21 protein-coding genes are annotated in these 22,763 nt (G+C 63.1%); 15 read left to right on the forward strand and 6 right to left on the reverse strand.

Translation table 11 applies throughout. The features are described from left to right. Positions 1 to 1,052, reverse strand: a 1,052-nt coding sequence (locus PCS43_RS30510; RefSeq protein ID WP_270923165.1) for a tyrosine-type recombinase/integrase, incomplete at its 3' end; no start/stop codon positions are given. 361 nt (positions 1,053 to 1,413) lie between these two features. Next, positions 1,414 to 2,334 (reverse strand): NADP-dependent oxidoreductase, encoded by a 921-nt coding sequence (locus tag PCS43_RS30520; protein WP_042445331.1) that lies wholly within the window; start codon positions 2,332 to 2,334, stop codon positions 1,414 to 1,416. A gap of 63 nt (positions 2,335 to 2,397) precedes the next feature. On the opposite strand from PCS43_RS30520, the gene PCS43_RS30525 reads away from it, so the two are divergent. The 3 genes from PCS43_RS30525 to PCS43_RS30535 all read left to right on the forward strand — a co-directional run bounded on the left by PCS43_RS30525 (position 2,398) and on the right by PCS43_RS30535 (position 6,883). Next, positions 2,398 to 5,214 carry a DEAD/DEAH box helicase gene (locus PCS43_RS30525; protein WP_042445328.1) on the forward strand — a complete coding sequence of 939 codons (2,817 nt, stop codon included), beginning with the start codon at positions 2,398 to 2,400 and terminating at the stop codon, positions 5,212 to 5,214. Further along, complete coding sequence (locus PCS43_RS30530; RefSeq protein ID WP_042445325.1) at positions 5,211 to 5,984, forward strand: SWIM zinc finger family protein; 774 nt, start codon at positions 5,211 to 5,213, stop codon at positions 5,982 to 5,984. The genes PCS43_RS30525 and PCS43_RS30530 overlap by 4 nt, the downstream gene beginning before the upstream one ends. 149 nt (positions 5,985 to 6,133) lie before the next feature. Further along, positions 6,134 to 6,883: a GntR family transcriptional regulator gene (locus PCS43_RS30535; RefSeq protein WP_007726130.1), complete on the forward strand. Its 750-nt coding sequence runs from the start codon at positions 6,134 to 6,136 to the stop codon at positions 6,881 to 6,883. Between the two features lie 54 nt (positions 6,884 to 6,937). On the opposite strand, the gene PCS43_RS30540 is transcribed toward PCS43_RS30535, so the two are convergent. Both PCS43_RS30540 and PCS43_RS30545 read right to left on the reverse strand, forming a co-directional pair. Then, positions 6,938 to 7,396: a PTS sugar transporter subunit IIA gene (locus tag PCS43_RS30540; RefSeq protein ID WP_209909217.1), complete on the reverse strand. Its 459-nt coding sequence runs from the start codon at positions 7,394 to 7,396 to the stop codon at positions 6,938 to 6,940. Then, positions 7,393 to 7,623 (reverse strand): glucose PTS transporter subunit EIIB, encoded by a 231-nt coding sequence (locus PCS43_RS30545; RefSeq protein ID WP_003941324.1) that lies wholly within the window; start codon positions 7,621 to 7,623, stop codon positions 7,393 to 7,395. Before PCS43_RS30545 ends, PCS43_RS30540 begins: the two co-directional genes overlap by 4 nt. Before the next feature lie 327 nt (positions 7,624 to 7,950). Between PCS43_RS30545 and PCS43_RS30550 the strand changes: the two genes are divergently transcribed. The 11 genes from PCS43_RS30550 (at position 7,951) to PCS43_RS30600 (ending at position 19,541) form a co-directional block, all read left to right on the forward strand. Then, positions 7,951 to 9,294 carry a PTS transporter subunit EIIC gene (locus PCS43_RS30550; protein WP_003941307.1) on the forward strand — a complete coding sequence of 448 codons (1,344 nt, stop codon included), beginning with the start codon at positions 7,951 to 7,953 and terminating at the stop codon, positions 9,292 to 9,294. 2 nt (positions 9,295 to 9,296) lie between these two features. Then, a complete protein-coding gene (locus tag PCS43_RS30555; protein ID WP_003941322.1) occupies positions 9,297 to 9,566 on the forward strand; it encodes an HPr family phosphocarrier protein in 270 nt (89 codons plus the stop codon). Next, the gene (ptsP, locus tag PCS43_RS30560) at positions 9,566 to 11,239 is read left to right on the forward strand and encodes a phosphoenolpyruvate--protein phosphotransferase (protein WP_209909216.1); all 1,674 of its coding nucleotides are present in this window, start codon (positions 9,566 to 9,568) and stop codon (positions 11,237 to 11,239) included. Before PCS43_RS30555 ends, ptsP begins: the two co-directional genes overlap by 1 nt. Continuing rightward, positions 11,236 to 12,480, forward strand: a complete 1,245-nt coding sequence (locus PCS43_RS30565; RefSeq protein WP_070160847.1) for an N-acetylglucosamine-6-phosphate deacetylase — start codon at positions 11,236 to 11,238, stop codon at positions 12,478 to 12,480. Before ptsP ends, PCS43_RS30565 begins: the two co-directional genes overlap by 4 nt. After that, positions 12,468 to 13,247, forward strand: a complete 780-nt coding sequence (nagB, locus tag PCS43_RS30570; RefSeq protein WP_070160849.1) for a glucosamine-6-phosphate deaminase — start codon at positions 12,468 to 12,470, stop codon at positions 13,245 to 13,247. The genes PCS43_RS30565 and nagB overlap by 13 nt, the downstream gene beginning before the upstream one ends. A gap of 1 nt (position 13,248) precedes the next feature. Then, complete coding sequence (locus PCS43_RS30575) at positions 13,249 to 13,971, forward strand: copper homeostasis protein CutC (RefSeq protein ID WP_209909215.1); 723 nt, start codon at positions 13,249 to 13,251, stop codon at positions 13,969 to 13,971. Positions 13,972 to 14,100: 129 nt separating this feature from the next. Then, positions 14,101 to 15,618: a CoA-acylating methylmalonate-semialdehyde dehydrogenase gene (locus PCS43_RS30580; protein WP_003941275.1), complete on the forward strand. Its 1,518-nt coding sequence runs from the start codon at positions 14,101 to 14,103 to the stop codon at positions 15,616 to 15,618. Between the two features lie 14 nt (positions 15,619 to 15,632). Further along, positions 15,633 to 16,793 carry an isobutyryl-CoA dehydrogenase gene (locus PCS43_RS30585; RefSeq protein ID WP_064075262.1) on the forward strand — a complete coding sequence of 387 codons (1,161 nt, stop codon included), beginning with the start codon at positions 15,633 to 15,635 and terminating at the stop codon, positions 16,791 to 16,793. Next, positions 16,790 to 17,848, forward strand: coding sequence for an enoyl-CoA hydratase/isomerase family protein (locus tag PCS43_RS30590; RefSeq protein ID WP_042923165.1), 1,059 nt, complete (start codon positions 16,790 to 16,792; stop codon positions 17,846 to 17,848). Before PCS43_RS30585 ends, PCS43_RS30590 begins: the two co-directional genes overlap by 4 nt. Before the next feature lie 23 nt (positions 17,849 to 17,871). Beyond that, positions 17,872 to 18,765 carry a 3-hydroxyisobutyrate dehydrogenase gene (gene mmsB, locus PCS43_RS30595; RefSeq protein ID WP_003941308.1) on the forward strand — a complete coding sequence of 298 codons (894 nt, stop codon included), beginning with the start codon at positions 17,872 to 17,874 and terminating at the stop codon, positions 18,763 to 18,765. Continuing rightward, positions 18,765 to 19,541 carry an enoyl-CoA hydratase gene (locus PCS43_RS30600; protein WP_003941374.1) on the forward strand — a complete coding sequence of 259 codons (777 nt, stop codon included), beginning with the start codon at positions 18,765 to 18,767 and terminating at the stop codon, positions 19,539 to 19,541. The genes mmsB and PCS43_RS30600 overlap by 1 nt, the downstream gene beginning before the upstream one ends. Positions 19,542 to 19,618: 77 nt before the next feature. On the opposite strand, the gene PCS43_RS30605 is transcribed toward PCS43_RS30600, so the two are convergent. Then, positions 19,619 to 20,152 (reverse strand): MarR family winged helix-turn-helix transcriptional regulator, encoded by a 534-nt coding sequence (locus tag PCS43_RS30605; protein ID WP_054825961.1) that lies wholly within the window; start codon positions 20,150 to 20,152, stop codon positions 19,619 to 19,621. Positions 20,153 to 20,237: 85 nt separating this feature from the next. Here PCS43_RS30605 and mraY point away from each other — a divergent pair, with 85 nt between their 5' ends. Next, positions 20,238 to 21,314, forward strand: a complete 1,077-nt coding sequence (mraY, locus tag PCS43_RS30610; RefSeq protein ID WP_003941316.1) for a phospho-N-acetylmuramoyl-pentapeptide-transferase — start codon at positions 20,238 to 20,240, stop codon at positions 21,312 to 21,314. Here mraY and PCS43_RS30615 read toward each other — a convergent pair. Beyond that, on the reverse strand, positions 21,311 to 22,579 hold the full coding sequence (locus PCS43_RS30615) for a multidrug effflux MFS transporter (RefSeq protein WP_042445586.1): 1,269 nt from the start codon (positions 22,577 to 22,579) through the stop codon (positions 21,311 to 21,313). The two genes, mraY and PCS43_RS30615, sit on opposite strands and share 4 nt — an antisense overlap. Between the last annotated feature and the right edge of the window lie 184 nt (positions 22,580 to 22,763).

Consider the following 22,763-nt stretch of genomic DNA (forward strand, 5'->3'; position numbering starts at 1 on the left):
AAGGACAAGTGCGGGTCGTTGGCCATCCGCCTCGCTGCACTGTGACGTAAGTCGTGCAGAGTCCAATCCGAACCGAGAGTGGCGTTCGCACGCTCGAACATCCGATGCGCCGCATGGTAATTCAACGGGCGGCGAGGTTTCCGCAGTGTCCACCACAACGGTTGCGTCCGTCCGAGTGGCACCTCGCCCCACACCTGCTCCTGATACAACCGCAACCAGACGAACGCGTCCGCCGACGCGGGTACCTGCTCCACCGCACGTGTTCCCTTGCGCACCACAGTAATCAACTGCTGCCCCGGGTCGACATCGCACTCGCGGACTCCCAACAACTCCGACGCTCGCACCCCCGACGAAATCCAGAACGCCACCAACGCCCGGTCCCGATCCGACGACAATGCCGCGAACAACTTATCGAACAGATCCTCGGGAATCGCTCGGGGAATCCGCTGCGAGACCCGAGGCCGGTAGCGTCCCACACGCTCAGGTGCCCAATGATCCATCGGATTGTGGTGCGCATGAGCCCGTCTCGACCGGCGAGAGAGATCGAGAGGGAACGGATTCAGGAGCGGGCCAGTACCTGCGTCCCGATGAAAATCGTAGAAACTTCGCAGCACCGTCTCACTGTGCGCCACTGTCGCCGGCGAGTACCCGGCCCCCAGAGCCGGTTTGCCGGTGACAGGATTCGGCGATGCCGCAGCAGTAGCAGCCGCCTCGGCGCTGGCCGGCACCACTGATCCTTGTCGTGCCTTCGCCGTCAACTGGATCCAACAACTGAAATCGCGCGCATCGACCCGATCGGCACGATCCCACGCCACGTCCACAGCGTGAAGGAACCGCCACCATCTGAGCAGATCCATACCGTATGAACGCACCGTCGCCACCGACCTCCCGGAAGCGATCAGCTCCCGGAAGAACACCTCGACGGACTCCACTCGTTCATCGTCGCTGCCCTGCAAGACGTAAGGCTCCGCCGCCTGACCTGTCGCTATCAACCGACCCACTCGGGCCACCACAAGCCCCGACAGATCTCTCGAACTTTCCCCTTCGCTCATGTCCGCAAGCTACCGACCCACATCGACCCCACCCCTTCAGACCTGCACCATTCGGCATTTAGTTCAGTCAACGGGGCCTCGCCGTTACCGCAGCCGCGCTGGTATCCACCCGGATGTGGTCGGGTGTCGACAATCGCTGTCCGGGACAGCAACTCTTCCAGTTCCGATCGCGTGGGGCTGCCAGGGGCCGACTCGAGACGCTCGTCCCCGAACCATCCGCAGGACGCGACGAGACATACGAGCGCGAGCGTCGACAGGATCGCAAATAACCGTGCAACCACCTGTGCCCCCGTCCGTCGTAGACGGTGATTCAACGCCGTCCGTCGTAGACGGTGATTGAACCATCGGGGGCCGACAGGAATCAGCCAAACTCGATCACCACTTTGCCGGCGGCATGGCCGTCTTCGACTGCAGCGAGCGCTTCCCCAGCGCGGGAGAATGGGTACCGCCCGGACACGGACGGGTCGAGGATCCCGTCGGCCACGAGCGCCGCGATCTCCGTGAATACTGCTGTCGTTCTTCGGCGTTCGACACCACCGCCGCCGAGTCGGCTCGCCGCCAGAGGATCGGCGATGCTCAGGATCGGTGCGTCCGGTCGGGCGAGCTCAGCGCCGCGAGTGAGAGTGTCCCCGCCGACCAGGTCGAAAACCGCGTCCACTCCGACTGGGGACAACGCGGACACGTCGTCTGCGAAGCCGTCCCCCGACGCAACCCAACGTGCTCCCGCTTCCTCGATCGCGGTTCTCTTGGACTCGCTCGCGACACCGATCACGTTGATACTCCGCGCCAGAGCAAGCGCGATCGTGCTGCGACCAACGCCGCCGCCGGCGCCGAGCAGCAGGAGTGTCGCCCCGGGTTTCAGACCGAGATCGTGGAGTGCGTCGTAGGCCGTTCCTGCCGCAACCGTCAGCACTGCGGCATCGGCCCAGGACACGGTAGGCGGCTTGTGTGCTGTCGAGGAGACGTTGAGCAATGTCGACGCGGCGTAGCCGCCGAAGCCGGTCGCGGTAGCGCCGAACACTTCGTCGCCGACCTCGAACTCGGTGACCCGCGGACCTACTCCGATGACAACACCGGACACTTCGCGGCCCAGAACCGCAGGCAGCGTCACCGGGACAGTATCTTTTCGAGTACCCGCGCGAACTTTCCAGTCAGCGGGGTTGACGCCCGCCGCTCGGACCGACACCAGCAGTTGGCCGGCACCGGGCGGGGGCAAGGTGACGTCGAAGTAGGACTGTGTGTCGGGTCCGCCGTACTCGGTGAAGCCGTATGCCGTCGTCATGCCTGCCAGCCTATTGCCCGGTAGGCGGGAAGTGGTGTCGGTGGCACCTGATTGGATGGTCGGATGCTGCATGGACTCTGGTCACCGGGATCGGGGCTCAAACTGTGGGTCGACGGGCACGAGGGTGCCGGGACCGACGATCCCCGTGATCCGGTCAGTGCTGTCCTGCATCGCAAGTTCCGTCATCGTGTGAATGTCGCTATGCCGCCCGTACCTGGCGGGCCTTTGCAGAGTGAGTACGCAGCTGTTGCGTTGGCGCCGCCGGACGCAGTCGATCTCCTGCTGCGGTTCAAGGCCGACGATCAGCGAATTGCGGGAGACCTGCACTTTCTCGTACATGTGGCGCGAGGAATAGACCGGTGGGTGCGCGCCGGACGGGTGGTCCCCGCACTGACGCGGGCTGAAGGAAGTTGGTGGCCACGCTGGCAGTTGTCGGTGGGGGAACGCCAGCGCGCCTGGATCGGCGAACTGGTCGTGGCGATGCCGCCGGTGCAGCGGGCGGTCGGTTCGCCGAGGGCGACGATCGAAGACATCACGAACGAACTCACGGACCCGATCGTTCGTCGTGCTCTCGGGGACTCACATCCGGTGGTGCAGACCCCGCTGTGGCAGGCCGTGTTGTCCGGGGACGCTTTCGACGACGTGTCGGTACGAGCGGCCGAGGGACTCGCCGAATGGGGGTCGACGTTCACCGCCGGAGAGCCGGACTTGGTTCTGCGGCTGATCGAGCCTGAACTCGACGACAATTCCGATCCCGACGACGATGCGCTGTGGCGTCTGCAAGTGTGTTTGCGTCCTGAAGGTGAAGCGCCCGAACGTGTTCGACTGCACCGGGCAGATCCCAAACGTATCCAGCTCGGCAGCCGCAAGCTCGAAGACGCAATCAAGGCTTACCCACGTTTTCGCGACGTGCCGCGTGACGAGGACAGCCTCGACCTGTTGCTGCCCACACCTGTCGTGATGGACCTGGTCGGACACGGCGCGATTGTCCTGCGAGAGCGAGGGATCACGCTGCTGCTTCCTCGCGCATGGAACGTGGTGTCTCCATCCCTGCGTGTGCGCGTGACCTCGGCAGCATCTCCGATCGTTGCGGAGAATCGTACGGTCGGTATGGACCAATTGCTGGAATACGATTGGGAATTGGCGCTCGGAGACAAGGTACTCACCGCCGAGGAAATGACCCGACTCGTCGATGCGAAGTCCGATCTGGTCCAGTTGCGCGGCGAGTGGGTTCAGGCGGACAAAGACGTCCTGGCCCGCGCGGCTCGTTTTGTCAGTCAGCGGCACTCGAGCGGGGACCGAGCGATCGTCGATCTGATCAAGGACTTGATCGCCGACGACCTCAAAGACCTGCCGGTCGATGAAGTGAAAGCAACCGGATGGGCCTCGGCACTGCTCGACCAGTCGGTGGCTCCGCGGCAGGTCGCGGTACCGTCGACGGTCAACGCGACTTTGCGTCCGTATCAACGACGCGGTCTCGACTGGTTGGCGTACATGAGTGCCCTCGGGCTCGGCGCCGTTCTGGCCGACGACATGGGTCTGGGTAAGACGCTGCAACTGTTGGCGTTACTTGCGCACGAGAAGTCCAAGACAGCAACACTTTTGGTGTGCCCGATGTCGGTCGTGGGAAACTGGCAGCGTGAAGCGGCGCGATTTGTACCGAGCTTGCGCGTCTACGTTCATCACGGTTCGGATCGCGCTACCGGGGCGGAGTTGGAACAGGCAGTTCGTGAGAGCGATCTGGTGATCACCACCTACGCGCTCATGACCCGCGACGTCGCGGCGCTCAAGGATCTCGACTGGCGGCGCGTAGTGCTCGACGAAGCTCAACACATCAAGAACGCCAAGACATCTCAGGCCCGCGCTGCTCGCAGCATCCCCGCGGATCATCGCGTTGCTCTGACCGGAACGCCGGTGGAGAACCGACTGGACGAGCTGCGGTCAATCCTCGATTTTGCCAATCGCGGTGTACTCGGCTCGGAGCAGATGTTCCGCAAAAGGTTTGTCGTACCGATCGAGCGGGAAAAAGATCAGCTTGCCGTCTCGCGACTGCGAGCCGTCACGTCCCCCTTTGTGCTGCGGCGCGTGAAGACCGATCCCGCCGTGATCGCGGATCTCCCGGAGAAGTTGGAGATGACGGTTCGAGCGAATCTCAGCGAAGAGCAGGCCGCGTTGTACCGCGCCGTGGTGGACGAGATGATGGCGCAGATCAAGGGGACGGAAGGGATGAAGCGCAAGGGCGCCGTCCTGTCTGCGCTGACCAAACTCAAACAGGTGTGCAATCATCCCGCGCACTTCCTGCGCGACGGTTCGCCGGTGATGCGCCGCGGGCAACACCGTTCGGGAAAGCTCGGACTGGTCGAGGACATCGTCGAGTCGGTCATCGGCGACGACGAGAAGGTTCTGTTGTTCACACAGTTTCGTGAGTTCGGCGAATTGGTGGTGCCGTACCTGGCCGACCGGTTCACCACCGAAGTTCCGTTTCTCCACGGCGGAGTGTCGAAAGCCGGGCGCGACGCCATGGTCGAGGCATTCCAAGGTGAAGGCGGCCCGCCCATCATGGTGCTCTCGCTCAAGGCCGGCGGCACGGGTCTGAATCTCACGGCGGCCAACCATGTGGTTCACCTCGACAGATGGTGGAACCCGGCGGTAGAGAACCAGGCGACGGACCGTGTCTTCCGCATCGGTCAGAGAAAGAACGTTCAGGTACGCAAGATGGTGTGCGTCGGAACCTTGGAAGAGCGAATCGACACGATGATCGCGAGTAAAAGTGAACTCGCCGAACTTGCAGTCGGGACCGGTGAGAACTGGGTGACGGAGATGAGCGTCGAGCAATTGGACGAGTTGTTGCGACTCGGCGACGACGCGGTGGGCGAATGAGTCCGCGCGGCAAGGGCCCCGATTTCAGCGAGTACACCGGCTCCCGACGGCGAGCACCCGCGCCGGTCAAGCCTCGTCCAGCCTTCGGGAGAACGTTCTGGGGCAAGGCTTTTGTCCGCGTCGTCGAAGAGATCGGCGACAAACCTCGTGTCACGCGTGGGCGAACGTATGCGCGTTCGGGTCAGGTTTTGGCGCTCGACATCGAACCGGGAGTGGTGACGGCCGAGGTTCAGGGCAGCCAACTTCAACCTTTCGTTTCCACGCTGTCGATCGACACTCTTGATCAATCGGATATCGACGACATCATCACCAAGATCCGCCGAGTGCCGGGAAGCCTTGCCGCGCTGGTGTCCGGCACTGTCCCGGACATGCTTGCTGCCCAACTGATACCGGACGGCCCGTCGGCTTTCCGATTCGACTGCACCTGCCCCGATGTCGGCTGGCCGTGCAAACACGCTGCGGCCGTGGCGTTCTTGACCGCGGAGCGAATCGACACCGATCCGCTCAGGTTGCTGAGACTTCGCGGGGTCGACCTGGAGCAGTTGATCGGGGGAGTAGAAGACGAGTTGACTGTTTCGGTGGACGTCGAGAATTGGTTCGGAATCGCGGCTGCCCTCCCTGCGCTACCGAAGGTGCCTTTTCGCGCGGCGATCGACGATCTGGATATCAGGCGGTTGCGCGAGGCGGTTGCGGCATTGGGATTGGACATGGCTCAGCAGAACGTCGCCTTGGACGAAATACGGTCCATCTACCGACGGTTGGACGGTTGAAATCGGACAACTCCGGACTGGTGCTAGTTTCCTGTCGTAAATTCCAGTATCGTTAATTGGACCGGTCCGGTCGGGACCTGCCTGCGATTTCAGGTCGTTGTCGTCGGCGAATAGACGACTATTCATTTCTCGGAGGGACAGTCGCTGTGATGCCCGTTCATTTGCGCGACAGCGCAATACCCAAACACGAGCAGTTGCGCACCATTCTCCTGCGCAAGTGCACCCAAGAGCTCCAGCCTGGCGACTTGATGACCAGCGAGCGAAACCTGATGCAGGACTACGGCGTCAGTCGGATCACGGTTCGCGAGGCAATCGGGCAACTGGTCAATGACGGACACCTCGTTCGCGTGCGTGGCAAGGGAACCTTCGTTGCGCACCGTGCTGTCCAATCCAAGCTGCACCTTGCATCCTTCACCGAGGAAATGCGCGCCCAGGGGCATCACCCCACGACGGTGGTCCTGGTCAGCGAACAGGGGCCGGTCCCCGAAAACACTGCTGCCGCACTGAATATGCGACCGGGTTCCGACGGTTACCACGTCAAGCGCTTGCGCCTTGCCGACGGCGAGCCGGTGAGCGTGGACGACGGCTGGTTCAATCCCGAACTGTTGCCGGGTTTACTCGACATGGACTTGACGGGTTCGATCTATCGGGCAACCGCCGACAAGTACGACAAGCCGATCGATCGGGCAGAGCAGACAGTCAGTGCAGATGGTGCCAGTACGGAGATCGCGACTCTCCTGGGCACTCGTAAAGGCGCTCCGGTTCTGTACTTCGATCGAGTGTCGTTCAGCGAGATCGCACCGGTCGAGCACACTCGCAGTTGGTACCGATCCGACCGCTACCAGTTGCAGATGGAAGTCCAGGGCCAAGCGCGGCCCAAAACGCGCGGCGACCAATAGTCATCGTTCGAAGCGAAAGGGCGAGCACACCTTCCGGTGTGCTCGCCCTTTGCGCTACGCCGACCAGTCGAACAGAGTGTCGCCAGTGGTGACGTCCCTACCGACGGAAGGGGATTCGACGGTGTCCGGTTTGGAATCCATTACGACAACCGGGCAGATCGCCGAGTAGCCGGTCGTGTCGATGTGCGCTGGATCGAAGCTGACAACGGGATCACCCGCATCGACGGTGTCACCCTCGGCGGCGATGAGCGTGAATCCGTCGCCTTCCAGCTTGACCGTGTCGATGCCGATATGGACCAGCACGCCGGTGGCCTTCTCGCCGAAGATCACAAACGCGTGGGGGTGCAGTTTCAGGATCTTTCCGCTGATCGGCGCCACGACCGTGAGCGGGCCTTGACCGCGGGCGGGTTCGATCGCGACGCCCGAGCCGACCATCTGCTGAGCGAACACCGGGTCCGGGACGTCCGCGAGTGCGACGACCCGGCCGGGCAGCGGGGCGAGGACGACCGTCACAGGATGTCCTCGATGTCCTCGGCAAGGGTGTCGGCCTCGGGCCCGACGATGACCTGGACAACCGTTCCGGCTTTGAGCACGCCGTGTGCGCCGGCAGCCTTGAGAGCGGACTCGTTCACCTTCGCTCCGTCCTTGACCTCGGTACGCAGGCGGGTGATGCAAGCCTCGATCTCGACGATGTTCTCTGCGCCGCCGAGGCCCTTGATGATTGCTTCCGCTTTCGACATTTGCTGCTCCTGATTGTCGGGTTGGTCGTGATCGTTGAACGGTCGTACAGGTGGGCTGACTAGTTGCTGGTCAAGGCTATCCCGGTTACGTATGTCACATTTGGGTGTTGACAACTCGCCTCCACCAGGTAAAACTACAACTGGTTATGACCGGACAGTACCCGTTGGAAGTCCGGCTCCACAACAGTTTCGACAAAACGGTTTCGGCCTCACTTCCGAGCAAGAACCGTGACCTGCATTTTCACGAAACCTGCACGTGTACGACACCCGAATTTCCAGAACCAGCGGCCGATCGCGACGCGGCCCGGCGAACGAAGAAGGTCCTTGATGACTCTCGAAGACACCCCGAAGAAGGAATCGAAAGTGTTCGCCGGGGTTCAACGCCTCGGCCGAAGCTTGATGCTTCCGATCGCCGTTCTGCCGGCTGCGGGAATCTTGCTCCGCCTCGGCCAGGACGACCTGCTTGGGCGATTCAGTTCGATGCACAGTGCTGCTGCAGTGATCTCTGCGGCAGGACAAGCAGTCTTCACGTGGCTGCCGCTGATCTTCGCCGTCGGTATCGCGATCGGCTGGGCCAAGAAGGCCGACGGATCGACTGCCTTGGCAGCCGTCGTCGGCTACATGGTGATCGACGGCGTGTTCAAGGCGATGTCGCCGATCGTCCTCGAAGGGAAGACCGACCCGAACGGGGATCAATCCCTGATCAACTACGGTGTGCTCGCCGGTATCGTGATGGGCTTGCTGTCGGCGATCTTGTGGCAGCGGTTCTATCGAACGAAGCTTCCCGATTATCTCGGGTTCTTCAACGGGCGCAGGCTCGTTCCCATCCTGACAGCGATCACCGGTCTTGTGGTCGGTGTCCTGATGGCATTCGTGTACCCCTTGTTCAACTCCGGCCTCAACTGGGTCGGTGAAGCAGTTGCTTCCAATACCGTTGTGGGCGGCGGCATTTACGGCGCAGCGAACCGCCTCCTGATCCCCACGGGCCTGCACCACATCTTGAACTCCGCCGTGTGGTTTCTGATCGGCGACTACCAGGACGCGAGCGGTCAGATCGTTCGCGGTGACCTCAACCGGTTCTTCGCCGGCGACCCCTCCGCCGGTACGTTCATGACCGGCTTCTTCCCGATCATGATGTTCGCCCTCCCCGCTGCAGCCTTCGCAATCTGGCGCAACGCCAAGCCTTCTCAGAAGAAGCTCGTCGGCGGCATCATGCTCTCCACCGGCCTGACCGCATTCCTCACCGGTATCACCGAGCCGCTCGAATTCTCCTTCATGTTCGTCGCGTGGCCCCTGTACGTCATCCACTCGCTCCTGACCGGAACGTCGATGGCCTTGGTCAATGCGCTCGGGATTCACGACGGATTCACGTTCTCCGCAGGCTTCTTCGACTACGTGTTGAACTTCGGCAAGGCAACCAACGCATGGATGTTGATCCCGATCGGACTCGGCTACGCCGTGATCTACTACTTCCTTTTCAGCTTCGTCATCAAGAAGTGGAATCTGCGCACGCCAGGACGAGAAGAAGAGGTCGAGGTGGCCGCAGGTGAGCCCGACCCAGCGCTGCTCGAGGCCGAACTGGCACTGGCTGCCGAAGGTGACAGCCGCACCGACGCCCCGCTCGTCGCCGAACTGGAAAACAAGCTCGACAAGGAACTGGAAGGACGCTGAACATGGCGATCGCAACCACGACAATCGGATCCCGCGTCGGACTCCACGCACGACCCGCAGCGCTCTTCGCGCGCGCCGCAGCCGATCTACCGGTAGACGTCACCATCGCGCTCGGCGACGGCGAACCCGTCGATGCCTCCAGCATGTTGTCTGTCATGACTCTCGGTGCAGCATTCGGGGATTCGGTGACCTTGCGTGCTGACGGTGACGGCGCCGACGCTGCGGTCGGTTCGCTCGCAGAGCTTCTCGCATCCGAACTGGACGAAGCCTGATGACGGCGAGTGTGGACAACCGCATCGCGGGTATCGGAGTGAGCGCGGGTTCGGTCTGCGCGCCGTGGTTGCGATTCTCCACGCCTGAGCCAACCTCGGCGGCGGACCCGATCACGGGCAGTCCCGAGGCGGAGCTGATCAGGATCCGTGAGGCACTGGACGCCGTCGCGGAGGAACTGCTCTCGCGTGCAAAGACAGTCGAGGGCGTCTCCGCGGAGATCCTGACGACGTCGGCTGCGATGGCGCGCGACGCGGGCATCGTGAAGGCGGCCAAGGCGAACCTGGAATCGGGGCTGCCGACCGCACACGCCGTCGCAGTTGCCTTCGACGCATTCTGTGAAAAGCTCACGGCGCTCGGTGGGTACATGGCCGAGCGGGCAACGGATTTGCGCGATCTCGGGCAGCGAGCCGTGGCCGTTCTTCGCGGGGAACCGATGCCCGGAATCCCCGCTCCCGGTCATCCGTACATCCTGGTGGCGCGCGACCTCGCTCCGGCGGATACAGCGACGTTGGGCACCAGTGACGTGGTCGGATTGTTGACTGCCGAAGGAGGTCCGACCAGCCACACCGCAATCTTGGCGAAGTCGCTCGGAATCCCGGCCGTGGTCAACTGCTCGGGAACCGATCTGCTGGCGGAGGGAAAACTTCTCATCCTCGACGGCACCACCGGGACGGTCACCATCGATCCCCCGGCAGAAATGCGCGAGCGCGCTGTCCTCGAAGCATCGTTCGTGGCAGAGCAGTCGGCTTCGGCACAGGGTCCAGGACGCACGCGTGACGGGTTCGCGGTGAGGTTGTCGGCCAACATCGGAACCCTCGAGGACGCCGCGCGGGCCGGAGCGGCGGATTGCGAGGGCGTCGGACTGTTCCGTACCGAATTCTCGTATCTCGGGCGTCACGACGCGCCGTCGGTGGAGGAGCAAGCACAGACGTACGCGTCGGTGCTCGGGCACTTCGCCGGACAGAAGGTGGTGGTCCGCACTCTCGATTCGGGTTCGGACAAGCCGTTGCCGTTTCTCGATCTCGGGGTCGAGGAGAATCCGGCCCTTGGTATCCGCGGGCTCCGTGTCGGCACGGTTTATCCCGACACGCTCATCAGCCAGCTCGACGCCCTCGCGGCGGCAGGCAATGCGACGGGTGCCGATCTGTGGGTCATGGCGCCGATGGTAGCTACGGCCGACGAGGCGAAAGACTTTGCAGAACTTGCGCGTTCGCGGGGGATCGGCAAGGTCGGAGCGATGATCGAGGTTCCAGCTGCAGCGTTGCGGGCGAAGGATATCCTCGAGCACCTCGATTTTGTCAGTATCGGTACCAATGATCTGAGCCAGTACACCTGCGCCGTGGATCGTATGGCCGGAGGCCTGGCGCAACTGCTCGATCCGTGGCAGCCGGCGGTCCTCGATCTGATCGCGATGGTCGGTCAGGCGGGCGCCGATGCCGGAAAACCTGTTGGTGTGTGCGGAGAATCCGCGTCTGACCCGCTGTTGGCTCCGGTTCTGGTCGGTTTGGGCGTGACGAGTCTGTCGATGTCGGTCCCGGCATTGGGCGCAGTTCGCGCGCAACTGGCCTCTCTCGATCTGGCGGTGTGCAAGGACATGGCCGCGGCGGCGCGGGGCGCGCGAAACCCGATCGAGGGTAGAGCGGCCGTCGCGCGGATTCGCGAGTCGGCATGAGTACATCAGGCTCGGCTGCTGCTGTCGGCGATCCGATCGTATTGCGGGGAACGGTGATCGGATCTCCGGCCGGGAAGATTCACGACGGAGTCGTCGTCGTGGACGGCGAAAAGATCAGTTGGGTCGGCTCGGCTGCGGACTACGTGGCTTCCGCACCCGTCGTCGTCATTCCGGAACGCACCGACACGGTGATCATGCCCGGCTTGATCGATGTCCACAGCCACGGCGCCGCGGGTGCTGGTTTCCCGAACACCGACGCCGATGGAGCGAGCCGCGCGGCGGCGCACCATTGTGAGCACGGCACGACCGGAATGCTGGCCAGCCTGGTCTCCGCACCGCGCGCAGATCTGGTGCGACAAGCAACGATGCTCGCCGATCTGGTCGAACGCGGAGAACTTCTGGGTATCCACCTCGAGGGGCCGTTCATCAACGGCGTCCGCTGCGGTGCCCAGGATCCGGCAGCGATCATTCCCGGTGATCCGGATCTGCTCGAAGCCGTGTGTGACGCTGCGCGGGGGACCGTGCGGTCCATGACCTTGGCGCCCGAGACCGAGAATTTCGAAGAGTTGCTCGCGATCATGCGTCATCGCAACATCGTGCCGAGTTTCGGTCACACCGATGCCGACGCGGCAACGACGTCGGCGCGCATCGATGCTGCGGTGCACGGGGATTGGGCCGGACAGATCAGCGCGACCCACCTCTTCAACGGGATGCCGCCCCTGCACCATCGATCTCCGGGTCCCGTCGCGGCGTGCCTGGCGGCTGCCGCGAGAGGCGAGATGGTGGTGGAACTGATCGCAGACGGTGTGCATCTTGCGCCCGAGACCGTGTCGATGGTCTTCGACGCTGTCGGACCGGACCAGATCGCCTTGGTCAGTGATTCGATGGCCGCGGCGGGAATGGACGACGGCGACTACCAACTCGGTGCGCTCGACGTCACCGTACAGGCGGGCGTCGCACGGCTCGCGACGACCGACGGCTCGGTCGGCGCGATCGCCGGAGGGACCGCGAGGTTGCTCGACGTCCTGCGCAGCACCGTCTTCGGCGGCGGCGTCGCGCTGGAAGATGCTGTCGCAGCGGCAACTCGGAGCCCAGCGCGTCTGCTGGGACTTGGCGACCTGATCGGATCGCTGGCCGTGGGCTGCCGAGCCGACATCGTGGTCACCGATCGTCAATTGCGCCTGGGGCGTGTACTACTCGGCGGAAAAGCCGCCGGAAAGGAAAAATCATGGAAATCGTAATTCAGCCGACACCCGCGGAGGTCGACTCGACCGTCGCGGACATCGTCGAAGGCTACGTCAGAGCCGGGGCGACGACGCTCGGTCTCGCAACGGGGTCGTCGCCGATCGGAACCTATCGTGAACTGGCAGCGAGGCATCGCGACGCCGAACTCGACTTCTCGCTGGCTCGGGCATTCCTGCTCGACGAGTACCTGGGATTGCCGAAACGCCATCCGCAGTCGTACTACTCGGTGATTCGGTCGGAGTTCGTCGATCACGTCAACCTGGATCCCGCGATGGTGTCCAGTCCCAACGGTGAAGCGCCGTGCCCGGAGCAGGAGATCGCCCGGTACGACCAGAGCATCGCGGCGGCCGGGGGAGTGGACGTGCAGTTGCTCGGCATCGGTACCGACGGCCACATCGGCTTCAACGAGCCCGGATCGTCGTTGACCTCGAGAACTCGCGTGAAGACGCTGACCGAGCAGACCCGGATCGACAACGCACGCTTCTTCGACGGTGTGGACGACGTCCCACATCACGTGCTCACCCAGGGCCTCGGAACCATCAGCGATGCAAGGCATCTGGTGATGATCGCGACCGGAGAAGGCAAGGCTGATGCGATCGCCGCTGCCGTCGAAGGTCCGTTGTCTGCTTTCTGCCCGGCTTCGGTGATGCAATTGCATCGCCATGTCACCGTCGTCATCGACGAAGCTGCGGCCAGTTCACTCAAACTTGCCGACTACTACCGGTATGCGCTCGAACACAAGCCGTCGTGGCAGCCCTTCTGACATGACGGTTCTGGAGCTGGCAGTGCAGGACGTGCGGGGGGCGAGGATCGCGCGTTCGGTGGGAGCGACTCGAGTCGAGTTGTGTGCGGCACTCGGCCCGACGGGGGGATTGACGCCCAGCATCGGAGTGATCGAGGCTGCGTCGGAAGTGGGGATCGCGGTTCACCCGCTGATCCGTCCGCGCGCCGGAGGTTTTGTGTTCTCACCCGACGAAGTGTGGGTGATGGAGCACGACGTACATGCTGCTGTGGCCGGTGGAGCTTCCGGCATCGTGATCGGCGCGCTGACAGAAGATTATTCGATCGACACCGTCGTGCTGCGCCGCATCATCGGATGCGTGGACCGTGCGCGGGTCGAGGTGACAGTACATCGTGCGATGGACGTGGTGACCGACCGTCTGACCGCGCTGGACGAACTGATCGACCTGGGCGTGACCCGCGTGCTGACGTCCGGGGGTGCGGACACTTGCAATGAGGGACTCGACGAGATCGGTCGAATGGTCGAACATGCCGCGGGCCGGATCCAGATCATGGCCGGTGGCGGAATAACCGTCGACGACATCCCGGCAATCGCTGCCGTCGGCGTCGATGCGGTGCATCTCTCGGCACGCAAGGTTGTCGCAGTTTCCGGCGGACCTGGTGGGGGATCGGACGGATACGACGTCACCGATGCAGTAGTCGCGCAGGAAGCGGCAGCCGCGCTCCGCGCTGTGCGCCTTTATTAACCCCCCGCGGTTAATAAAGGCGCACAGCCCTTGGGCTCTAGACATACATGGACATCCAACTATAGGATGGTAGACATATTCACTGCTGCCTCCTGGGCGGTCCATACGAGCAAGGAACGGGTTAGCACAATGGTTGAAAATGCGACGGTTCACGAGTTGACGCACTTCGTCGGTGGCAAGCGTGTTCCCGGGACATCTGATCGATTTGCGGACGTGTTCGATCCCAACACCGGCAAGGTGCAGGCCCGCGTTCCCCTCGCGAGCAAGGCCGAGACCGAAGCCATCATCGCCAATGCCGAAGAGGCGCAGCAGGTGTGGGCAGCGTTCAACCCGCAGAAGCGTGCCCGCGTGCTGATGAAGTTCCTGCAGCTCGCCCAGGCCGAGATGGATTCTCTGGCCCGCCTCCTCTCGTCCGAGCACGGCAAGACCGTCGCCGACGCCAAGGGTGACATCCAGCGTGGCCTCGAGGTCATCGAGTTCGCCGTCGGCGCTCCGCACCTGCTCAAGGGCGAATTCACCGAGAGTGCCGGCACCGGCATCGACGTGTACTCCATGCGCCAGCCGCTCGGCGTCGTTGCAGGCATCACGCCCTTCAACTTCCCCGCGATGATCCCGCTGTGGAAGGCCGGCCCCGCCCTCGCCGCCGGTAACGCCTTCATTCTCAAGCCCTCCGAGCGTGACCCCTCCGTCCCGCTGCGCCTGGCTGAACTGTTCCTCGAGGCCGGACTGCCCGCAGGTGTGTTCAACGTGGTCAACGGTGACAAGGAAGTTGTCGACGTCCTGCTCACCGACGATCGCATCAAGGCTGTCGGCTTCGTCGGCTCCACGCCGATCGCCCAGTACATCTACGAGACGGCCGCAGCTCACGGCAAGCGCGCACAGTGCTTCGGTGGCGCCAAGAACCACGCGATCGTCATGCCGGACGCCGACCTCGACGAGGTTGCCGACGCCCTGATCGGTGCGGGCTACGGCAGCGCCGGCGAGCGTTGCATGGCCATCTCGGTTGCCGTTCCCGTCGGCGAGGAGACCGCGGACGCTCTTGTCGCGAAGCTGAAGGAGCGCGTCGCGAAGCTCAAGATCGGTCGCAGTGACGACGAAGGCGTCGATTTCGGACCGCTCGTTTGCCAGGATGCCCTCGACCGCGTCAACAACTACGTGCAGATCGGCATCGACGAGGGCGCAACGGCAGTCGTCGACGGCCGCGGCTTCACCCTCGAAGGCCACGAAGGTGGGTTCTTCGCCGGCGCAACCCTGTTCGACAACGTCACCTCGGACATGCGCATCTACAAGGAAGAGATCTTCGGACCCGTCCTTCAGGTGGTCCGCGCTGCCGATTACGAAGAGGCACTGCGTCTTCCGACCGAACACGAGTACGGCAACGGCGTCTCCATCTTCACCCGCGACGGCGACACCGCGCGTGACTTCACCGCTCGCGTCAACGTCGGCATGGTCGGCGTGAACGTGCCGATCCCGGTCCCGATCGCGTACCACACCTTCGGTGGCTGGAAGCGCTCCGGATTCGGTGACCTGAACCAGCACGGTCCCGACTCCTTCCGCTTCTACACCAAGACCAAGACCGTGACGCAGCGCTGGCCTTCCGGCAAGAAGGAAGAGACCAACCACTTCGTCATCCCCACGATGAACTGATCGGAACACTTTCCATGTTTACTCTGACCGATGACGAGCGGGCGATTCGTGACACTGCCCGCGACTTCGCGGCCGAGCATCTGGCGCCCAACGCAGTGGAGTGGGATCAGACCAAGCATTTCCCGGTGGACGTCCTCCGTAAGGCGGCGTCCCTGGGAATGGGCGGTATCTACATTCGTGAAGACGTGGGTGGCAGTGAGCTGAGTCGCGTCGACGCTGCCCGGATCTTCGAAGAGCTGGCCAAGGGCGATCCGTCGATCGCCGCGTACATCTCCATCCACAACATGGTCACGTGGATGATCGACCAGTTCGGCAACGACGAACAGCGCCACAAGTGGGTTCCCGGACTCTGCTCGATGGATCAACTGGGCAGCTACTGCCTCACCGAACCCGGCGCTGGCTCCGATGCTGCGGGCCTGAGCACCAAGGCCGTTCGTGACGGCGACGACTACATCCTCAATGGCGTCAAGCAGTTCATTTCCGGCGCAGGCACTTCCGACGTGTACGTCGTGATGGCACGCACCGGATCTGCCGGTGCCAAGGGGATCTCGGCGTTCATCGTGCCCAAGGATTCGCCCGGACTGTCGTTCGGTGCCAACGAGATCAAGATGGGCTGGAACGCGCAGCCCACCCGTCAGGTGATCTTCGAAGACGTGCGAGTTCCTGCCGCCAATATGCTCGGTGAAGAGGGCAGCGGATTCCGCATCGCCATGAAAGGTCTCAACGGCGGCCGGCTGAACATCGCCGCCTGTTCGGTCGGTGGGGCCCAGGCAGCGCTGGAGAAGGCAGTCGCATATCTGGTGGACCGCAAAGCTTTCGGTTCGGCACTGATCGAGTCGCAGGCCCTGCAGTTCCAGCTCGCCGACATGCGTACCGAACTCGAAGCGGCCAGGACGTTGCTGTGGCGCGCCGCTGCCGCACTCGAAGACGGTGCGTCCGACGTCGTGGAGTTGTGTGCGATGGCCAAGCGCTTTGCCACCGACACCGGATTCGACGTAGCCAACAAGGCCCTCCAGCTTCACGGCGGGTACGGCTATCTTGCTGAGTACGGGATCGAGAAGATCGTCCGCGATCTTCGGGTTCATCAGATCCTCGAAGGCAGCAACGAGATCATGAGGGTGGTCATCGCCCGCAGCGTGGTCGCATCAGGTCAGGGAAAGCAGGGAGCAGCATGAGCGACGAGCTCGAGGTATTGATCGAAAAGCGTGACGGGCTGGGGCTCATCACTCTCAACCGTCCCAAGGCGATCAATGCCCTCAACCACTCGATGGTCAAGGCGATGGCCAAGGCCCTCGAGGAATGGAAGTCCGACGACGACGTCAAGGCAGTCGTACTCACGGGCGCCGGCGAGCGTGGTCTGTGCGCCGGCGGCGACATCGTCTCGATCTACCATGACGCCAAGGACGGCAAGACCGGTTCGCTCGACTTCTGGCGTGAGGAGTACATCCTCAACTCCGAGATCGCGAACTACCCGAAGCCGTACGTCGCGATCATGGACGGGATCGTCATGGGCGGTGGCGTCGGAGTGTCCGCACACGGCGACATTCGCATCGTGACCGAGCGCTCGATGATCGGAATGCCCGAGACCGGAATCGGTTTCATTCCAGACGTGGGCGGAACTTACCTGCTCTCGCGTGCTCCCGGTGAACTCGGGACGCACATCGCGCTCACCACGGCGCGACTGAGCGCCGGCGATGCCATCGCAGCAGGTTTCGCTGACCACTTCATCCCGTCGGAGAACATCGAGACGTTCATCGCCGCACTCGCGTCGTCTTCGGTTGCCGACGCCGTGGCGCAGTACGCGGAGCCGGCTCCGGTGTCGGAACTGTTGGCCCAGCAGAGCTGGATCGACGCCGCGTACTCCGCCGACGACGTATCCACCATCGTCGAGCGTCTTCGCGCAAGTGGAATCCCCGAAGCGGAGAAGGCAGCGGAGCAGATTCTCGGCAAGTCCCCGATTGCACTGTCGGTGACCCTGCGATCTCTGCGGCATGCCAAGGAAGCAGCAAGCTTGGAAGAAGTCCTCAACGAGGAGTTCCGGGTCTCGACCGCTGCGCTCGCCTCACACGATCTGGTCGAGGGCATTCGCGCCCAGGTCGTGGAGAAGGACCGAAACCCGAAGTGGTTGCCGGCAACTCTCGACGACGTCACGGCAGAATCCGTCGACGCCTACTTCGCCCCGCTGGGCGACAACGAGCTCGGACTCGCCCCTCAACCGCAAGGCAACTGATCACCGCCGAAGGAGCATCACTAATGAGCACCATTGGATTTATCGGACTCGGTCACATGGGTGGCCCGATGGCGGCCAATCTCGTCAAGGCCGGACACAAGGTCGTCGGTTTCGACCTGGCACCTGCGGCGCTGGAGCAGGCAGTCAAAGACGGTGCATCGGTGGCGGATTCGGCGGTCGACGCCGTTCGCGGTGCCGACGTCGTGATCACGATGCTGCCGAGCGGTAAGCACGTTCTGGGTCTGTACGAAGAGCTGCTGCCGGTGGCAACACCGGGCACGCTGTTCATCGACTGTTCCACCATCGACGTTGCCGACGCCCGCGAGGCGCACGACAAGGCCGAAGCAGCCGGTCACCGCAGCGTCGACGCACCGGTCTCCGGTGGAGTCGTCGGAGCTACCGCAGGCACGCTGGCATTCATGGTCGGCGGTTCCGAGGCTGACTTCCAAGCCGCGTCACCGTTGCTGGACGTGATGGGCCGCAAGGTCGTTCACTGCGGCGACGCCGGTGTCGGCCAGGCAGCCAAGATCTGCAACAACATGATCCTCGGCATTTCGATGATCGCGATCAGCGAGGCGTTCGTGTTGGGCGAAAAGCTCGGCCTGAGCAACCAGGCGCTATTCGACGTGGCGTCCAACGCCTCGGGACAGTGCTGGGCACTGACCACCAACTGCCCGGTTCCGGGACCTGTGCCCACCAGCCCGGCCAACAACGACTACCAGCCCGGCTTTGCTGTTGCACTGATGGACAAGGACCTGGGTCTGGCAGCAAATGCGTTGCGCAACAACGGCGTCGATGCAGAGATCGGACTCAAGGCCGCCGAACTCTACAGTCGCTTCCATGCCGCGGGCGGTGGCGGTCAGGACTTCTCTGCCATCATCAACGACATCCGTGACCGTTCGACCGAAGGACAGTAGTGACCGACTTCAACACCATCATCCTCGAGCGTAAGGGTCGCGTCGGCGTCATCACGCTCAACCGCCCGAAGGCTCTCAACGCGCTGAACTCCGAGCTGATGAACGAGGTCGTCGCCGCGGTTGCCGACCTCGAAGCGGACAACGGCATCGGAGCCATCCTGATCACCGGTTCCGAGCGCGCCTTCGCCGCCGGTGCCGACATCAAGGAAATGCAGTCCAAGACGTACATGGACGCATACGTCGAGGATTTCTTCACCCCGTGGGATCGCGTCGCAGCAGCTCGTAAGCCGCTGATCGCCGCCGTCTCCGGATACGCGCTCGGTGGTGGCTGCGAGCTTGCGATGCTCTGCGATTTCATCATCGCTTCGGATACCGCGAAGTTCGGCCAGCCCGAGATCAAGCTCGGTGTCATTCCGGGTATCGGTGGCTCGCAGCGCCTTACGCGCGCCGTGGGCAAGGCCAAGGCCATGGAGCTGTGCCTCACCGGCCGCAACATGGACGCAGAAGAAGCCGAACGTGCAGGCCTGGTTGCCCGGATCGTTCCGGCCGCCGATCTGCTCGACGATGCCTTGAAGACCGCAACCACCATCGCCGAGATGTCGCTGCCGATTGCGATGATGGCCAAGGAAGCAGTCAACCGCTCCTTCGAGACCACCCTCGCCGAGGGCGTCCGCTTCGAGCGTCGGGTGTTCCACTCGACCTTCGCGACGGAGGATCAGAAGGAAGGCATGACCGCGTTCGTGGAGAAGCGGTCGGCAGAATTCAAGCACCGCTGAATTTCAACAGCGCTGAAACTGCCCTCACACTCGTCGAGAGTGTGAGGGCAGTTTGTTTGTGTGTACGGGTGGTCGGTTCACCACTTGGTCGGTGCGCCGCCGGTGTCGAAGTCACCCGCAGTCTTGCGAAGTTCAGTGAGGATCGTCACCAATTGCTCGAGCTTGTCCTGCTGGAGTCCGGGGTGAGCGAACACCTTGCTGTTGAGCATTTCGGTCGCTTCGAGGGCCAGTGCGCGACCGGCGTCCGAGATCTCGATGAGCGTTGCACGGCGATCGCTGGGATGCGGGACCCGCCTGACCAACTCCGCTTTCTCCAAACGGTCGACGGCATTGGTGACGCTGGTGGGGTGAACCTGGAGTCGGGCGCTCGCCTTGGCCATCGGGAGTGCGCCCGACCTGGTGAAGGTGAGAAGCGTCAGCAGTTCGTAGCGAGCGAAGGTCAACCCGAGCGGCTTGAGTACCTCTTCGACCCGCGCCATCATGATCTGCTGCGCACGCATCACCGACGTGACCGCAGCCATACCGTCGGCGACGTCGCTCCACCCGTGCTCCGTCCACTGACGATGCGCCTCTTCGATGGGGTCGAGGGGGAGCGGCGCGGGGGGAGACATAGGTTCGATCATCCCATGCTGCGAAGCGGTCGGGTGCGTTGTCTGATTGTGTGTCGCAGCCGCTTACGTCTGTAGAGTCCCACGGGTGATTTCAATCCTCGTAGCGGGTGGCGTCTCGTTGTTCGTCGCGCTCTTCCTGACTCCGTTTCTCATTCGTGTGCTTTCGCGGCAGGGGCTCGGGCACGAGATTCGGATCGAGGGTCCGCAGAGTCATCAGGGCAAGCGCGGCACCCCGTCGATGGGCGGCATCGCGATCATCGCAGGCATGTGGGCGGGCTACCTGGCGGCACACATCATCGGTTTCGGCTCGCGGCTACCGCGGCTGTCTGCATCCGGTTGGCTGGTTCTCGCGCTCGCCACGTCACTGGGAATCGTCGGCTTTCTCGACGACTTCATCAAGATCCGTAAGAAGCGCAATCTCGGGCTCAACAAGACAGCGAAGACCGTCGGTCAGCTGGCGAGTGCCATCATCTTCGGCATTTTGTTCCTGCAGTTCTCCAACAACAACGGAGTCACTCCCGGAAGCCAGTACCTGTCCCATGTTCGTGACATCTCGGTGTTCTCCATGGGTGCCATCGGCTTTGTGGTCTTCTTCTGCATTCTGGTGTTCGCCTGGTCCAACGCCGTCAATTTCACCGACGGCCTCGACGGTCTCGCGGCCGGTTCGATGGGCATGATCCTGGGGACCTACGTCGTCATCGCCGGTTGGCAGTACCGGAACTCGTGTGTCCTCGAGCCTGCCGCCGGTTGCTACGACGTTCGTGACCCTCTCGATCTAGCGATCGTCGCTGCCGCCGCAGGCGGGGCGTGCCTCGGCTTCCTCTGGTGGAATGCCGCCCCGGCTCAGATCTTCATGGGCGACACCGGCTCCTTGGCACTCGGCGGCCTGGTTGTCGGCCTGTCCGTCACGACGCACACCGAGCTGCTGATGGTCATCATCGGCGCCCTGTTCGTCGCTGAGATCCTGTCGGTGATCATCCAGGTTCTGGTCTTCCGATCGTCCGGTCGACGCGTATTCAAGATGGCCCCGATCCATCATCACTTCGAGTTACTCGGTTGGCCGGAAACCGTCGTGATCGCAAGATTCTGGATCTTCGTCGCGATCTCGTGCGTCCTGGGACTTGCCACCTTCTACAGCGAGTGGTTCTCCGCTGCCGGTTAGACCGATTCACTCTTTCGGGTCGTAGCCAGAAGAGCGATCAGACCGAGCGACACACACGCCGTCATCGTGACGGCCAGGGCTGTGCTCGTGTTTCCCAGTAGACCGACTGCCGGCGCGATGGCCGCACCGACGCCGAACTGGAATGCACCGAGCATTGCCGCGGCAGTACCGGCCGCTTCGCCGTGACGAGCGAGGGCCAGTGCCGGGGCGTTGGGCAGAACGAACCCGATGGCGCCGGCCATGACCCACAGTGCGATCACGAATCCGGCGAGTCCGCCGAGTTCCAGGACCGCGACAGCAATGACGACGGCCCCGGAGACAACCGCAGCCACGAGGGCCCACTTGGTGATCTGCTGAGGAGTCCAGCGATCGAGCAGTCGAACGTTGACCTGCGAAGCGCCGATCAACGCGATAGCGCCCGCACTGAAGAGCAGTGCGAACTCCTGCTGATTGAGGCCGTACTGATCCTGATAGACAAACGACGCGCCGGAGACATACGCGAACAACGACGCCATGCCGACGCTGGAGACGAGCGTGAGGACCATGAACGTGCGGTCGCCGAGCAGCGAACCGTAGGTACGGAGAACCGACGTCAATCCGCTCGGGCGACGCTTTTCCTTCGGCAATGTTTCGGACAGTCCGAACGCACCGATCATCGCTGTGCCGACGCCGATCAGTGCCAGTACGACGAAGATCCCGCGCCAGTCGAGGGCGACGAGGAGGGCGCCACCGATGCTGGGCGCCAGGATCGGCGCAACGCCGAGCACGAGCATCAGCCGGCTCATCACAACGGCAACGGTGTTACCGCTGTAGAGGTCGCGGACGATCGCCATGGTCACCACTGCCGCGGCCGCCGCGCCCATGCCCTGGAAAACCCGCAGGATGCCGAGGACCGCGATGCTCGGTGCGAAGACCGCCAGCAGCGAAGCCAGGATATGGACGCCGATTCCGGCAAGCAGCGGCTTTTTGCGGCCGAGAGTGTCCGAGAGCGGCCCGACCAACAGCTGGCCGAGTGCGAGGCCGATGAGAGTTCCGGTGATGGTCAGCTGAACCGTTGACGACGAGACCCCGAGATCGGCACCGATATCCGGCAGCGCGGGCAGGTACATGTCGATGGTGAAGGGCCCGAGTGCAGTCATGGAACCGAGGGCAAGAATCTTCCCGACGCTCGGCTTACGGTCGATACTGCTCGTTTCCAGCGGGGCTGCCTTCACGGGCGGGGCTGCCTTCACAAGCGGGGCGATGGCGGTGTTCTCGGCACTCATGAAACCTTCTGGGTTGTCTGGGTCTGGCGAACTGCTCGGTCGTTCGGGCGAAATTCGGGCCGCAATCGAATGACCTGCGCCCACCGAGGGAGTCAGCATCGAGACTGACCGATTTGTTCCCGAAAGGCCCGCACTTTTCCCAGAGACTGGAACGCTTGGCGAGAACGCACTCGAATCATGCTGA

The organism is Rhodococcus sp. C-2 (assembly GCF_027854095.1).
GTDB classification, from domain to species: Bacteria; Actinomycetota; Actinomycetes; order Mycobacteriales; family Mycobacteriaceae; genus Rhodococcus_F; species Rhodococcus_F qingshengii.

Coding starts and splice junctions, on each gene's coding strand:
- PCS43_RS30520 (WP_042445331.1), bottom strand. CDS start 2,334: ATGACGACGGCATACGGCTTCACCGAGTACGGCGGACCCGACACACAG.
- PCS43_RS30525 (WP_042445328.1), top strand. CDS start 2,398: ATGCTGCATGGACTCTGGTCACCGGGATCGGGGCTCAAACTGTGGGTC.
- PCS43_RS30530 (WP_042445325.1), top strand. CDS start 5,211: ATGAGTCCGCGCGGCAAGGGCCCCGATTTCAGCGAGTACACCGGCTCC.
- PCS43_RS30535 (WP_007726130.1), top strand. CDS start 6,134: ATGCCCGTTCATTTGCGCGACAGCGCAATACCCAAACACGAGCAGTTG.
- PCS43_RS30545 (WP_003941324.1), bottom strand. CDS start 7,623: ATGTCGAAAGCGGAAGCAATCATCAAGGGCCTCGGCGGCGCAGAGAAC.
- PCS43_RS30550 (WP_003941307.1), top strand. CDS start 7,951: ATGACTCTCGAAGACACCCCGAAGAAGGAATCGAAAGTGTTCGCCGGG.
- PCS43_RS30555 (WP_003941322.1), top strand. CDS start 9,297: ATGGCGATCGCAACCACGACAATCGGATCCCGCGTCGGACTCCACGCA.
- ptsP (WP_209909216.1), top strand. CDS start 9,566: ATGACGGCGAGTGTGGACAACCGCATCGCGGGTATCGGAGTGAGCGCG.
- PCS43_RS30565 (WP_070160847.1), top strand. CDS start 11,236: ATGAGTACATCAGGCTCGGCTGCTGCTGTCGGCGATCCGATCGTATTG.
- nagB (WP_070160849.1), top strand. CDS start 12,468: ATGGAAATCGTAATTCAGCCGACACCCGCGGAGGTCGACTCGACCGTC.
- PCS43_RS30575 (WP_209909215.1), top strand. CDS start 13,249: ATGACGGTTCTGGAGCTGGCAGTGCAGGACGTGCGGGGGGCGAGGATC.
- PCS43_RS30580 (WP_003941275.1), top strand. CDS start 14,101: ATGGTTGAAAATGCGACGGTTCACGAGTTGACGCACTTCGTCGGTGGC.
- PCS43_RS30585 (WP_064075262.1), top strand. CDS start 15,633: ATGTTTACTCTGACCGATGACGAGCGGGCGATTCGTGACACTGCCCGC.
- PCS43_RS30590 (WP_042923165.1), top strand. CDS start 16,790: ATGAGCGACGAGCTCGAGGTATTGATCGAAAAGCGTGACGGGCTGGGG.
- mmsB (WP_003941308.1), top strand. CDS start 17,872: ATGAGCACCATTGGATTTATCGGACTCGGTCACATGGGTGGCCCGATG.
- PCS43_RS30605 (WP_054825961.1), bottom strand. CDS start 20,152: ATGTCTCCCCCCGCGCCGCTCCCCCTCGACCCCATCGAAGAGGCGCAT.
- PCS43_RS30615 (WP_042445586.1), bottom strand. CDS start 22,579: ATGAGTGCCGAGAACACCGCCATCGCCCCGCTTGTGAAGGCAGCCCCG.